Source organism: Flagellimonas amoyensis (genome assembly GCF_003058265.1).
Taxonomy (GTDB): domain Bacteria; phylum Bacteroidota; class Bacteroidia; order Flavobacteriales; family Flavobacteriaceae; genus Flagellimonas; species Flagellimonas amoyensis.
On sequence record NZ_QBUK01000002.1, the window covers coordinates 342,630 to 356,163 of the forward strand.

A 13,534-nucleotide genomic window follows, 5' to 3' on the forward strand; every position below is an offset into this window, starting at 1 on the left:
TCTCTCGGCACGGAAAAATTTATGTAAACAAGATCAACCCATGAAATACAATTCAATGCACATGGACCATTCATTCCCTATTCAGTTCAAGCTATGGTACGTTCGATCATAATCATCAATTCCTTATTGGCCCAAATGGTCATGGGGCAATCCATAGAGGTCCCGCTGGACTACAACGACCCAAATTCGGGGTCGTTCCAGTTGGAGTATGAGTTTGGTGCCGAATTCAACCCGGAACTCCCCACAGTCGTTGTCATTGCTGATGCGCAGCAGTTTTATGTCCGAAAGGGCCGCATGAAAAAAATCCAAGATGATCTTTTCTCCAAACGCATCAATGTGCTTGGCATACTTCCAAGAAGCACAAATGAAGAACTGAGAAGAAAAGTCCAATTGCAAAGCAATGGAACCGTTGATTGGTTTCTGGCATACAAGGTTTACCGATCGTTCCAATATGCCAACGATATCCATTCCGTTCTGGGCAAAATTCCCGGTGATGTGTATTTGTATGGTCAATCCGGCGGTGCTCTTTTGATTACGGAATATCTATCCCTTTTCCCCGATACAAGGGTAAAGAAGGTGTTCATCGGGGCCAGTGTGAATCCTGTCATTGAACAAAAACTTGGAATCATACACGATGATTTCCAGAGAGCGTTTCTTTCAAACCATCCACAGGATCGTAAAAAGCTGGATGCCGTTATGGATGAGGGCCATTTTGATCGAAAATTACTGGCCACTCTTTTTCAAAGGCAGAATTTCTTTGTTGGACCATCAGAATTGAGCAGTAAACGCTCGGAACTGATCCATCGTTTATACCATAGGGACACCGCTTATGTGGCCCAGCTTCAAAAGGAATTTCAAATTGATGCCATCAACGCTCTTTTTGGTTCGGAAGATGGGATTCCCATTCGGGTAAGGCTTTCGGAGTTTATATATCCCTTGATGGAATACCGCGAAAGCGATCCCAATCGATTTTATCCCGATTTAGAGAACAGTTACCAGATTGCAGAACCAATAATGGAACACTTCAAGGATCAAGACCATGGGATGGTCAATGAATTCAATGAAAGGACATTTAGAAAATTCACTGGCAAACTGTTCCTATTGGCAGGTAGGTATGATCATGTAGCGGATTATCGCTCCTCCATTTATTTGGGTTCACTTTTGGAAAACGCCAGTCTTTTTATTGCTGATGATGACCATACGTTCAAATCGCTGAAAGCGGAGGGCCATTATAGCAAAATGATACAGGATTTCTTTTTCTACAATACTGAAGATTGGATTTCAACATACTCAGGCTTTCGCTGGAAGGAAAAGTAAAATGTGCTTTGCAAAACAACCCAAAAACACATATCACCAATTTAAGACAGCATGAAATACAAAACCCTTTTAGCAGCCATGCTCAGCATCACTGTGATCTGTTGCAGTAAAAATGATGACCCCATTCCAATCGACGCTCCCCTTCCCGGAGAGCAATTGGTGCAGCTTCCCGTTGTGGTACATCTGATCCATAATGGAGAGGATATGGGCCAAGGTCCAAACTTATCCAAGGAACGTGTGCTACGACAAATCGAAATCCTAAATGAGGATTTTCGTAGAAAAAAGGGCACAAAAGGATACAATGAAGATCCCAATGGAGCGGATACCCAAATTGAATTTGTATTGGCCAAATTCGACCCTGACGCTGAACCCTTCGATGGAATCAACCGAATTGATGCCTCCCAAAAACAAGTGGATGAGTTGGGATACAATCAAAACCACTTTGCACAATACGCTTATTGGAGTCCTGAACAGTACATCAATATCTGGGTCACTCCTTTGCCTTTGGAGACGGCGTGCCTGGTACTGGGTTCGTCCACGGGGCCAGAAACCGACCTGCCCGGATCGGACTTGCTCCAATTGCCACAACCCGGCGATGCCGAAGGCATTCTTGTGAACTGGATCCATTTTGGGGAATCGGACATGGATTGCCATGCGAGGTTTGGAAGGACCTTGACCCATGAAATGGGGCATTATTTGGGACTTTTACATACTTGGGGCAAAAAGGACTGTATCCATAACGATTATTGTGATGACACTCCGGCCGTGGACCAACCTGTTTATGGGTCGACCCCCTTTAAAGGCTGCTCCGGAGAGACCATCATGATCGGTAACTACATGAATTACAGTGAGGATGCAACGATGAACATCTTCACACTTGACCAAGCCGAACGGATGTATTATGTGCTGAAAAACCATTCCGGGAGGAATAGCTTACTGACGAGTCCGGCCCTTTGACGATCGCTTGTATGGCAGGGCCGTGCTATCTGATCAGGGAAATGAACTCGTCCTTGACACTTTCACCGATGACCACCGAGTTATAGGTGCAATTTTTCATGGCAACGGGGTCAAAACTGTACATCTTGATTTTGGAAGGCTTGAACTCCTTGCATTGCAAGTGGGTGAACATGTTGAGTGCCGCTTTGGAAGTAGAGTATGCGGTAAGGCTGTATCCTGAATAACAAAAAGATTCATCCTTCATCTTGCTGATGTCTCCCAACGAACTGGTAATGTTGATGATACGGGGGTGATCGCTCATTTTCAGCAAGGGCTTCAGTGCTTGAATGACGCGTATGACAGAAAAGAAATTGATTTCGTAAACTTCTTTGATGTCCTCTATGTTGATCTGGTCTATTTTGTGCCCAAAACCATTCACGATTTCCGCGTTGTTGATCAACAGGTCCAACTTCCCATAAGATTCGCCAATGGTCTTTTCGAATGCTGCAAGGCTATCCGGGGACGTAAAATCAACTTCAAGGAGTTCATATTCCCCCACCCCTTCATCCTGGGCGGTGAGCTTATCATAACTCTCCTTGCAAGCAGCGATCACAACCTCATAATGGTTGTCCTTTAGGATACTTGCAAATTTCTTGCTCAATCCATTACCTGCTTCCGTGACAACAGCAACATTCTTCTCATTCATTACAATCCATTTAAAACATTTTACAAATTTAGCATATGGTCTTTCATGGTTAAAAACATAGTGTTCAAAATAATTTGGTCGGTCCGGTCATTCCATCACTGCATTACATCCTCCTGAACTGATTGGGGGTGAGTCCGCTTAAATTCTTGAAGAACCTCGTAAAATGCGTTGGTTCTTGAAAATTCAATCTGTAGGCAATCTCCGCAATATCCAATCCCGAGTATTTTAGGAGGCTCTTGCTCTCTATCAAAAGTCGTTCCTGAATAATATCCTTGGCACTTTTGCCCGTCAATTTCTTTATGGTCGTTGTCAAATAGTTGGGGGTAATGTTCAGTTCCTCCGCATAGTCTCCCACATTTTTGGTATCCACGTACATTTTATCCACCAATGCCTCAAACTGGTTGGCAATGACCTGTGCCCTGGACAGATGGTTCTCGGTGGTCTTGTGCCGCTCATGGATGGCCTTGCAAAAAAAGAGCAACGAGCCGAGCATGCCCTCCAGCATCCTTTCTTGGTAGGGATGCGGGTTCTTGAACACGGAGTGCATCCGTTCCAGATCCAGGTTCAATGATTCATGTTCCTCTTCGGTGAGCATCATCACACTGTTTTCCGTCATTTTCAGAAAGGGGAAATCATGGATCAAATCCGGGAACGAATTCATCAAAAACTCCTTTCGGAACATCACAAAAAATCCGGAGATGTTCTTGTCCCTAAACCAAGAAACCACCTGTCCCGGAACAACGAACCAAAGTGGAAGTCCATCAAAATCCAACAAATGTGTATTGAGGTTGAACTTGCTTTCCCCTGTATAATTCAGCAATCCAATCTGATAAAACCCTTGTCGATAAGGGGGCATACAACTTCTTATGGAGGGTCCCATATCCTCTACCTGAAAAACATCAAAGTTTGGAATATGACTTTTATGAGCAAAGCCGATCGCCTCATGATGATCATGTGGATTTTCAAAAACAGGAATATCCGCCTTGCTCAAATTTTTCTCCATATCATATAGATGGACGATGTATTAGTCCATATCAAATTGACAATCTTACACTTTTTAGTCTTGCTTGGCCCCTATGAGGTCCATGGCCTCCATTTTATCGTCCAATTCTTCCTCGGAAACGATTTCCCATCCCCCGCCCAAGGCCTTATAAATGGCGACCAATGATCTTGCAGAGGATATTTCGCTCAAAGCCAAGGTGTTTTCTGCCTGTAGCAAGGCGTTGTCCGCACTAAGGTAATCAATGAAATTATCCAGTCCGGCATTAAAACGTTGCTGGGCAAAGGTGGCAGCCTCGGCACTGGCCTTGGAAGATGTTCTGAGGATTTCCCTTCTTTTGAGCTCTTGCGTGAAATTGCTCAACGAAGTCTTGATTTCCTCCAATCCTTCCAAAACCGTTTTTTCATATTGGTTGAGCGCTGCCAAAGTTAGCGCATCATCCCGTTTGATCTGCTGTCTTACCCTTCCCAGATCAAAGGCGGCCCAACTTATATTGGGGAAAATACTCCACGTAAACGATTCCTTGCTTCCAAAGTTCGAAAAATCGATGGCCGAAAAACCAATGGACCCTCCAAATGCGATCTTTGGGTACAGGTTGGCCACGGAGATATTGTACTGGGCTATCCGTTGCTGCAATAGGGCTTCCGCACGCCTTACGTCCGGTCTGCGACGCAACATTTCGTCAATATCGCCGAGAGCCACGGAGGCTGGCAAACTGGGCAAAGGCTGCTTGTTCACCACTGAAGCATCCAAATTTCCGGGAACGCTGCCCACTAGAACGCTCAGGCTGTTCTTCAAGGCTTCTATCCTTGCCTCTATCGGGGGAATGCTCGCCCGTGTCATTTCCAACTGTGCCAACGCCCGCGATACGTCCAAGCTGTTGCTGGTACCGGCCTCGGATAATTTGACCGTCAGATTATAGGTCTCTTGCTGCCCTTCCAGATTCCGTTTGGCGATGTCCAACAAATATTGGTTGCCCCTCAGCTCGAGATAGTTGTTCGCCACTTCGGCAAAAATACTGATGTACACCCCGTGCATATCGGCCAAGGCCTGTTGTCTGTTTGCATAGACCCCTTTGATCCTGTTGGACACCCTTCCAAACACATCCACTTCCCAGAAAGCATCAAAACTTGCGTTGTAGGTGCTATAGGTGGGGTTGACTCCCGACACAAAAACATTTTCCCCCAATCGCGTCCTTGTATAATCGCCATTTGCGGTGATGCTTGGCAAGCGGTCCCACTTGGTCTCCTTGAGCATGGCCCTGGCTGCCTGAAAATTGGCGACCGCTGAGTTGATATCTAAATTGTGTACCCTCGCCCTATTGATCAGGCTGTCCAATACAGGATCGTTGAACTCCGACCACCATTCCATTGCAATGGCAGTACTTTCAAATGTTGCATCTTCCAATTCGGTCTTGAGAAAATCCTTCCGTACCGAAATGATATCCCCTGTGTCGTGCGTCCTTTTTTGTATCCCACACGAGCTGATCAACAGGGACAGGACCATCATTACATATATATTTTTCATCATCTTACTTTTAAGCGTTCAGTGCATTGGGCACCTGTTCTATTTCTCTTTCTTTGCTGCGGGTTGTCCATTTCCTTCCCAAATAGTAGAATACCGGGGTAAGGAAGACACCGAACAAGGTCACTCCGAGCATTCCACTGAACACGGCAATTCCCAAAGAAACTCTTAGTTCAGCACCTGCACCAGTGGCCAAGGCCAAGGGCACAACACCTAGAATGAAGGCCATTGCGGTCATCAAAATGGGTCGCAACCTCAATTTGGATGCCTCTATTACCGCTGTTTTCAATTCGGTTCCCTGCTCTTCCAATTGTTTTGCAAATTCCACGATCAAAATGGCATTCTTACTGGCCAGACCCACGAGCACCACCAACCCTATCTGCACCATGATGTTATTGTCCAATCCGGCAAGGTCTATCCCTAAAATGGCGAACAACAGTACCATGGGTACAATAAAGATTACGGCAAGCGGCAGGACCAAACTCTCAAATTGTGCTGCGAGCAACAAAAAGACAAAGATCACGGCCAAAAGGAATGCTATCCCGGCCGTATTGCCGGCCTTTTTCTCCTGATAGGCGATTTCTGTCCACTGGAAGGAAATGCCCGGGGGCAGTATCTCTTCGGCCAACTGCTCCATCCGTTCCAATGCCTGTCCGGAACTGTATCCCGGTGAAAAATCACCGTTCAAAGAGGCGGATGGGTACAAATTGAACCTAGGTATCCGCGAGGCACCGGCAATGTTCTCCTGCTTGGCAATGGTTCCCAAGGGCACCATGTCCCCTGCATTGTTGCGCACCCTGATCTTGGATATGTCCTCTGGGGTCAATCGGTTTGGGGCATCGGCTTGGGCGGTCACCTGAAATGTCCGTCCCAGATAATTGAACTCGTTGACAAACGCAGAACCCATGTATATTTCAAGGGACTGGAATATTTCCTCTACATCGACCCCCAATTTTTCTGCCTTCACCCGGTCTACGTCCAAATACAATTGTGGTGTCTGGTTGTTGAAGAAGGTAAAGACGTTGCTCAACACGGGATCTTGGTTGGCAGCCATGGCAAGTGCATTTGTGGCTTCCAATAGCTTATCCGTACCCAGGTTTGCCCTGTCCTGTACCATCATCTTGAATCCTCCTGCATTACCGATACCACTAACGGATGGGGGTGGTATGACAAACACAATCGCATCATCGATTTGGGACAATTTTCCACGCATGGTCGCCAACAGTTCCTCATACCCAATTCCCCTGTCGTTCCTTTCCTCAAAATCATCAAGGGTCTGGAACACTGCTGCCGAATGGGATGCATTGGTAAACGAAGCTGGATCAAAGCCTGTAAAGGAAACAGCGGTATCAATACCATCGATTTCCAAGGAAATATCCAATACATCCTGCACCACTTCATCCGTTCGCGACAGGGATGACCCCGGCGGCAATTGGATCAAAGTGATAAAATATTGCTGGTCCATGGCAGGAATGAACCCTTTGGGCACCCTACCAAACTCCAATCCGGTGAGCAAGATGAGTCCAAAATAGACCACCAATACCATTACCGATGACCTTACCAATCGTTGGACCCCTCTTCCATATCGTTCCGAAAGGTTCTCCATGAACTGGTTGAACTTGTTCCCTATATAAGCAAAAGGTTTGAGCAAGGGAATTGTCTTTCTTCCTTCCTCCTTTTCTTCATGGCGCATCAACAAGGCAGCCATGGCAGGGCTCAAGGTCAATGACACAAAGACCGAAATTGCAGTGGCCACCGCAATGGTCACCCCAAATTGTTTATAAAACTGACCGGATATCCCTTCCAGAAAAGCCGTTGGAATAAAAACAGCGATCAACACTAGACCTATGGCCACCAATGCACCACCAACTTCATCCATGGTCTTGAAGGCGGCCTCTTTGGGCGAATGACCTTTCTTTAGATACCTTTCCATGTTTTCCACCACCACAATGGCATCATCCACTACGATACCGATGGCCAGCACCAAACCAAAAAGAGTCAAGGTGTTCAGGGAAAACCCAATGGCCTGCATCACGGCAAAGGTTCCCACCAAGGAAACAGGAATGGCCAAAATTGGAATGATCGCCGCACGCCACGATTGCAGGAACAGAAGAATCACCAATACCACCAAGATGATGGCCTCAAATATGGTGCGATAGACCTCATCCACCGATTTTTGGATAAACTCGGTCGGGTTATAGGCAATCTCATATTTCAAGTCCTCTGGAAAATTCTTGGAAAGCTCTTTCATTCTGTCCTGGATCTCCGCAGCGGTTTCCAAGGCATTGCCCCCCGGTTGCTGGAAAATGGGCATGGCAATGGCGGGATTTTTTCCCAAGTAACCACGGGTGGCATAATTCTGGGCACCCAATTCCGCCCTTCCCACATCCTTTAACCGAACAATACGGCCATTGTCCTGGGATTTGATGATTACGTTTTCGAACTGTTCCGTTGTCACCAATTTGCCCTGGGTCTGGATGTTCACCTCAAAAGCAGTTTGGCTCCCCGAAGGCAATGCATTGAGCGTACCACCGGCAATCTGTACGTTTTGGGCGCGTAAGGCGGCCACTACCTCTGCCGCTGTCATATCGAGGCTGGAGATCTTATCGGGATCCAGCCAGATCCGCATGGCATATTCCGCGGCCCCAAAAATCTGAATGTCCCCAATTCCCTTGATCCGGGCCAGCTCGTCCTTCAATTGGAGTACCGCATAGTTGCCCATATAGATTTGATCGTAGGTATTGTTGGGCGAGTACATATTGACCACCATCAACATATCAGGGGACACTTTTTTGGTCGTGATCCCCAATCTTCTCACAGATTCCGGCAAACGGGGCTCAGCTATGGCCACCCTGTTCTGCACCTGTACCTGTGCCTTGTCCAAATCTGTGCCCAGTTCAAAGGTCACCTGTAGGATGACACGTCCGTCGGCAGATGATTGTGAGGTCATATAGATCATGTCCTCCACCCCATTGATTTCCTTTTCCAACGGAGCCGCAACGGTTTCCGAGAGTGTCTTTGCGTTCGCTCCCGGATACATGGCCACCACCTCTATGGTAGGGGGTGCCACATCGGGAAACTGCGACGTGGGCAAGGATATGTATGCCAATCCTCCAACAATGAGTATGAGCACACTCAATACTGCTGCAAAAATTGGTCTTTTTATAAAAATGTGACTAAACTTCATAATTCTAGATCATTTGAGATTGGGTAATAGGATTCCCTTGCTCCCTTATGTCCAAACCCATTGTGACCTGGTGAAAAGGAGCTCCCTACCGAAAGGGACAATCTGTTTTTTCAGTTTTTACTATGTATGTCGATGGATCAGTGCGCTGATGCCAAATCTGCTTTCTGGGGACTGATGGTCGATTCCTGAGGATTCACCACCATGCCCGGTCCGATTTTTTGAAGGTTGTTGGTAATGATCTTATCGCCTGGGGAAAGTCCTTCCCTAACAATCCGCAACCCATTGGAATGCAATGGTCCCAAAACCACGTTCTTGCTCGTCACTTGGTTGTTTTCTCCCAAAACGTAAACAAAGCGCAGGGATTGATTGGTACCAATGACCTCATCAGGAACCATAATGGCCTCATGCTCGTCACTACCACTGATCCTTGCCTTCCCAAACATACCGGGTTCCAACAAGTGGTCTTCATTCCGTAGAACGGCACGGCTTTCAATGGTGCCCGTTTGGCTATCGATCTCATTATCCACAAAATCCAGTGTGGCCTCGTGCAAAAATTCGTCCTCGTCCAAAAGTTTGATCTGTACCGGCAAACCTTCGGATCGTGCAGAACCCCGCTTTCCATCTTTGGCCAAGCGCACATATTTCAAATAATCGGATTCGCTTCCGGTGAAATAAAAATGTATGGGGCTTGTGGCCACTATGGTGGTCAACAAGGTTGAATTGGCGCTGCCGCCATCCACCAAGTTGCCTTCGTTCACCTTGTCCCTGCTCACCAAACCGGAGATGGGGGCTTTCACTTGGGTAAACTCCAAGTTCAGCTCGGCATTTTCAACGGTTGCCTGGGCCAACTGTACACTTGCTTCTGCATGGACCAGGGCCTGTTTGCGACGATCGTATTCTTCTGTGGAAACGGCACCCGTTTCCCTCAAGGATTCCACTCTTTGAAAATTGTCCTGTGCTGTTTTGAGGGATGCCTGCGCTTGTCCATGGTTCGCTTTGGCCTCGTCCAGGGCAATTTTGAAAGGTCGTTGGTCAATGGTGAAAAGAATCTGGCCTTTATTGACGTGCTGGCCATCCTCAAAATTCACTTTTTCCAAAAAACCACTGACACGGGCACGGACCTCTACCCTGCTACTGGCTTCAAATCTACCTGTATATTCATCCCATTCCGTGATGTTCTCGTGGACAGGGAGCGCCACTTCTACCGGAAGGGCCGCCATTTCGGCTTGTGGAGCTTCATTTCCATTGTCCGCTGTGGTGAAGGCATAGATGAATATGGTTACCGCCAAGAGCATCAGACCAATGGTCAGGTTTTTCTTCGTGTTGAAATTTAATTGCATCATGATCTTTACTTTGATTTTAATTTACTTGGACAAAATTATAGAGGAAGAGATCCTTGGGGGTAACCATAATAGTTTCAGAAATGACCAAAATCTTAACTACTGGTCAAAAAGGCTCTTTTATGGTCTTTTTTCATGAAAAGCGTATGAAAGTTCTAAGTAACCCATCATGCAGTTCGTCTAATTTCTGAAAACACGGAACAATAATAGACTGAATAACTGTATATTAGCAATCAACCCAACGCATAGGGCCGACCAGCAAAAAGGTATAGTTCCCCAAACAATACTTGAAAAGACTGGACTATGGTAGTTAAAACGTATGCGCATCCCTTGGATTTTCCATTCACGGGCGCACTTCTTCAATACATGGGCAAAATTGCCCTCAATTCCTTGGTGGCAATGGAAATCTGGACAATGGAAAAACCATTTCAGCTGTCCCGTGAACACCATCCACCACTAATGATAATCCTATAAACAAAGCCTTATATCAATTATGAAATTCAACCTCTTCACCCTAGCACTTTTAATCCTTGTTTCATGTTCATCCGATGATGACAATGACAATGGCAACCCTGTTTACCTCGATGCCAACGGCATTACCATCCGCGCAAGGGATTGGGCCCAAATTGGGGACGCAGGTGAGGTCAACGGGAGCACCTACATCATTGTCAGTGAGCAGGAATTACGGTCACGCATTGACAATGAGGAGGACTATCAATTTGTATGCACCTCAAGGGTAACGGATATGTCAGAACTGTTCTTTGAACGGGAACCTTTGTACACCATAACCCGATGGGACGTAAGCAATGTTACGGATATGGAATACATGTTTGACGGATCTACTTCTTTTAACCAAGAAATTGGCGATTGGGACGTAAGCAACGTTACCACCATGAGGGCCATGTTCAACGAGGCAAGCTCATTTGACCAGCCCATTGGAAACTGGGATGTGAGCCAAGTGACCTCTATGACGACCATGTTCAGGGGCGCCTCGGTCTTTAACCAAGAAATAGGCGATTGGGATGTGAGCAACGTTACGCTAATGAGCGGCATGTTCACAGGAGCGTTGGAATTCAATCAACCCATCGGTGATTGGGATGTTGGCCAAGTGACCCGAACGGACAACATGTTTCTCGCGGCACAGGCATTCGATCAACCCATCGGTGACTGGAATACGGAAAATGTGATCGTAATGTTTTACATGTTCAGAGAGGCCATAGCTTTTAACCAACCTATTGGCGGGTGGGATGTTGGAAATGTGACTTCCATAGAGGGAATGTTCACGGATGCCACCTCGTTCAACCAGGATTTAAGCGCATGGAACGTGGAAAATGCCACAGATTGTTCGGGTTTTTCCGATAACGCCACCAGCTGGGCATTGCCTCAACCCAACTTTACGAATTGCGTGCCATAGGAATCCGAACGTGGGATTACCCATTCTCCCATTGGATCTATCACCAAATTTGTTGGTGAATTGGAGGTGAACTGTTTTCAATGTACTTGGACAATCGCTTTTGCGATATGAAAATCATAGGCTTCGAAAGATGGATGTTTTTGTCCTATATTTGGATATGGCCTTTGACCTAGGCTCAAGTTAATTCTTCGAAGGATGACCGACCGATCCCTAGACCGTATCCAAACCGTTTTCCATTGGCTATCCATTGCCATTTTGGTGGCCAGTTTTGTATTTGCAGGACTTTGGGTCTACAATGCCTCCTTCAATCTGGAACCGCTCCTGGCCTTTTTGGGACTGTTCTATTCGGTTGTGGCCCTTTTGGGCAATTGGATCACCAAGCAATTGGAAAAACGGGTCAAGGAGGAAGAACTCAGCATTGCCTATGCCCTTGCGCATGGTTATATGTACAATTATCTGGCTCCCGTGGTGCGTGGACTTCGAAAACGCCTTCCCGACCCATCTGGGATGGTCTTTATTGTCTATATCCCCAAAAATCTGGACGAGTTCCGGTCCCACTCCATTGACGAGGTCATCACTGAACTTTCCAACAGACAATATGTGGTGGACACCGTGGAACTCTTGTTTGAAAATGAAAAAAGAAAAATGGATTACAGGACCGCCAAGAGGTCGGAGGGCGGCACCATCCAATATTTTGACTTTCCCACTACCCTACTCACGTTGGACAAAGTAATCGCCTATAAAATGAACACGAACAAGGACAGCCGGCCTGATAAGGAGATTGAACGGTTATCGGAACAGTACATTTCCAATTTCAAGGAACAACTCCTCGCCATTTTGCAGTTACAGGAGTTTGATGCCATCAGGGGAAACATCAAGATTGTATCCTCGGGCCGCTTTGATTTTTTGGAAAGCAATGATACCCCAGCATCTTGAGCATCCATGTTATTCAAATGACACGATTTTCCAAAGAGTTTTGCTCTTCGTGCCTTGCTTGACATAACCGGTCCCATTACATCTTGGACAGGCCTCATCAACCTTTCTTTCGATATACCGTACTTTTTTGTTGATATATTCCGCAGTCCTATAGGTTGTAGTGGTCACATGCTTATCATAATAGACCCCTTTGACCACATAGGAATTGCTCTTGATCTCGGCCGGCACCACATAGGTCTCCATTTTTTCTTTGTAAATAGGCACCTTTATGGTCTTGGGACAGGAAATAACATTATCCCCTATATAGGTTTCCTTCACAAAAATAGCACCACTGCCCTTATCCAGTTTGGCCTCCACATCGGGGTTGTCCCCATATACGGCTATATAGTGTTCGGAGGGATGGATGCCTTTTATTTTGGCAACGCGATGGATACTTTCTATATATAGCTCATCATTGGGTTTTAATTGAGCCAAGTTGGTCTTGAAATAGTCCCTAAAAAAAAGATCCTGCGAATTCTCCTTACCTACATGGGTGAACCCTTCCACGGGCATGGGGTCCCAGAAATTCTGGCTCAGCTTTTCATTGAAGGCCTTTATATGCTTTACGTTAATGGGTTGGCCCTCCTCAAATAGGCCATAGGAAGCGTCAATGGTAACCAAATCACCATATATATCCTTGCCAAGGATCATTTTTGTCCTGTAACCGACCCCGTGTAATTTTCCATTCTTAAAAATACCTACCTCCAAAGAAATCCCATCACCTGGCTTTTCATTATCCTGGGGGAGCAAGCGGATGCCATAACCGTTATGGGTTTGGATATCCTTGCTTACCATGGTGGCCAAGGTATTGCTATACATTTCTATTGCGGTATCCTGATATAGTTTTGCCACATCAGGTTTCTCATCGGCCTCGGCTTCCTGTTTGAATTTGATTTCCTGATTGATCACCACCGCCCAGTATTTTTTTTGGCTGATTTCATCTTCCAAGAACAACACCGATCCATTTCCCAATTTCAGGGCTGTGGGCAACATAAATCCGGTCAGTGTAAATCCCCACACATTGTTGATGTACGAACCCAGATGGTCATAACCATAGTAAAGGGCCTTGGTTTCGCTCCTTGGGTCCATCAAAGGCTCCCAATTGACTGTGAAATAGGTGTTCGAAGGATAAAAG

The 13,534-nt window shown here is 46.3% G+C and carries 10 protein-coding genes; 4 read left to right on the top strand and 6 right to left on the bottom strand.

Going from position 1 to position 13,534, the window contains the following annotated elements; translation table 11 throughout:
- Positions 1-93 precede the first annotated feature (93 nt).
- Positions 94-1,317, top strand: coding sequence for an alpha/beta hydrolase family protein (locus DB398_RS04050; protein ID WP_108423116.1), 1,224 nt, complete (start codon positions 94-96; stop codon positions 1,315-1,317).
- Between the two features lie 51 nt (positions 1,318-1,368).
- Positions 1,369-2,274: a M43 family zinc metalloprotease gene (locus DB398_RS04055; RefSeq protein WP_108423117.1), complete on the top strand. Its 906-nt coding sequence runs from the start codon at positions 1,369-1,371 to the stop codon at positions 2,272-2,274.
- A gap of 25 nt (positions 2,275-2,299) precedes the next feature.
- Here the strand turns inward: DB398_RS04055 and DB398_RS04060 are convergent, their stop codons facing one another.
- From DB398_RS04060 to DB398_RS04080, 5 genes are all read right to left on the bottom strand, one after another.
- Complete coding sequence (locus DB398_RS04060) at positions 2,300-2,959, bottom strand: SDR family NAD(P)-dependent oxidoreductase (RefSeq protein ID WP_108423118.1); 660 nt, start codon at positions 2,957-2,959, stop codon at positions 2,300-2,302.
- Positions 2,960-3,062: 103 nt separating this feature from the next.
- Positions 3,063-3,962, bottom strand: a complete 900-nt coding sequence (locus DB398_RS04065) for a helix-turn-helix domain-containing protein (RefSeq protein ID WP_234416044.1) — start codon at positions 3,960-3,962, stop codon at positions 3,063-3,065.
- A 54-nt stretch (positions 3,963-4,016) separates the two neighbouring features.
- Positions 4,017-5,486, bottom strand: coding sequence for an efflux transporter outer membrane subunit (locus tag DB398_RS04070; protein ID WP_108423231.1), 1,470 nt, complete (start codon positions 5,484-5,486; stop codon positions 4,017-4,019).
- Positions 5,487-5,496: 10 nt separating this feature from the next.
- On the bottom strand, positions 5,497-8,670 hold the full coding sequence (locus tag DB398_RS04075) for an efflux RND transporter permease subunit (RefSeq protein ID WP_108423119.1): 3,174 nt from the start codon (positions 8,668-8,670) through the stop codon (positions 5,497-5,499).
- 137 nt (positions 8,671-8,807) lie between these two features.
- Positions 8,808-10,013 carry an efflux RND transporter periplasmic adaptor subunit gene (locus DB398_RS04080; protein WP_108423120.1) on the bottom strand — a complete coding sequence of 402 codons (1,206 nt, stop codon included), beginning with the start codon at positions 10,011-10,013 and terminating at the stop codon, positions 8,808-8,810.
- Between the two features lie 490 nt (positions 10,014-10,503).
- Between DB398_RS04080 and DB398_RS04085 the strand changes: the two genes are divergently transcribed.
- On the top strand, positions 10,504-11,424 hold the full coding sequence (locus DB398_RS04085; protein ID WP_108423121.1) for a BspA family leucine-rich repeat surface protein: 921 nt from the start codon (positions 10,504-10,506) through the stop codon (positions 11,422-11,424).
- Positions 11,425-11,619: 195 nt separating this feature from the next.
- Positions 11,620-12,360: an STING domain-containing protein gene (locus tag DB398_RS04090; RefSeq protein WP_108423122.1), complete on the top strand. Its 741-nt coding sequence runs from the start codon at positions 11,620-11,622 to the stop codon at positions 12,358-12,360.
- Between the two features lie 9 nt (positions 12,361-12,369).
- Here the strand turns inward: DB398_RS04090 and DB398_RS04095 are convergent, their stop codons facing one another.
- Positions 12,370-13,488, bottom strand: coding sequence for a hypothetical protein (locus tag DB398_RS04095; protein ID WP_108423123.1), 1,119 nt, complete (start codon positions 13,486-13,488; stop codon positions 12,370-12,372).
- Between the last annotated feature and the right edge of the window lie 46 nt (positions 13,489-13,534).

Bases quoted from the DNA above. Each gene is read 5' to 3' on its own strand.
- DB398_RS04085 (WP_108423121.1), top strand. From the start codon at position 10,504: ATGAAATTCAACCTCTTCACCCTAGCACTTTTAATCCTTGTTTCATGT.
- DB398_RS04050 (WP_108423116.1), top strand. From the start codon at position 94: ATGGTACGTTCGATCATAATCATCAATTCCTTATTGGCCCAAATGGTC.
- DB398_RS04060 (WP_108423118.1), bottom strand. From the start codon at position 2,959: ATGAATGAGAAGAATGTTGCTGTTGTCACGGAAGCAGGTAATGGATTG.
- DB398_RS04095 (WP_108423123.1), bottom strand. From the start codon at position 13,488: ATGGACCCAAGGAGCGAAACCAAGGCCCTTTACTATGGTTATGACCAT.
- DB398_RS04075 (WP_108423119.1), bottom strand. From the start codon at position 8,670: ATGAAGTTTAGTCACATTTTTATAAAAAGACCAATTTTTGCAGCAGTA.
- DB398_RS04090 (WP_108423122.1), top strand. From the start codon at position 11,620: ATGACCGACCGATCCCTAGACCGTATCCAAACCGTTTTCCATTGGCTA.
- DB398_RS04080 (WP_108423120.1), bottom strand. From the start codon at position 10,013: ATGATGCAATTAAATTTCAACACGAAGAAAAACCTGACCATTGGTCTG.
- DB398_RS04055 (WP_108423117.1), top strand. From the start codon at position 1,369: ATGAAATACAAAACCCTTTTAGCAGCCATGCTCAGCATCACTGTGATC.
- DB398_RS04070 (WP_108423231.1), bottom strand. From the start codon at position 5,486: ATGAAAAATATATATGTAATGATGGTCCTGTCCCTGTTGATCAGCTCG.
- DB398_RS04065 (WP_234416044.1), bottom strand. From the start codon at position 3,962: ATGGAGAAAAATTTGAGCAAGGCGGATATTCCTGTTTTTGAAAATCCA.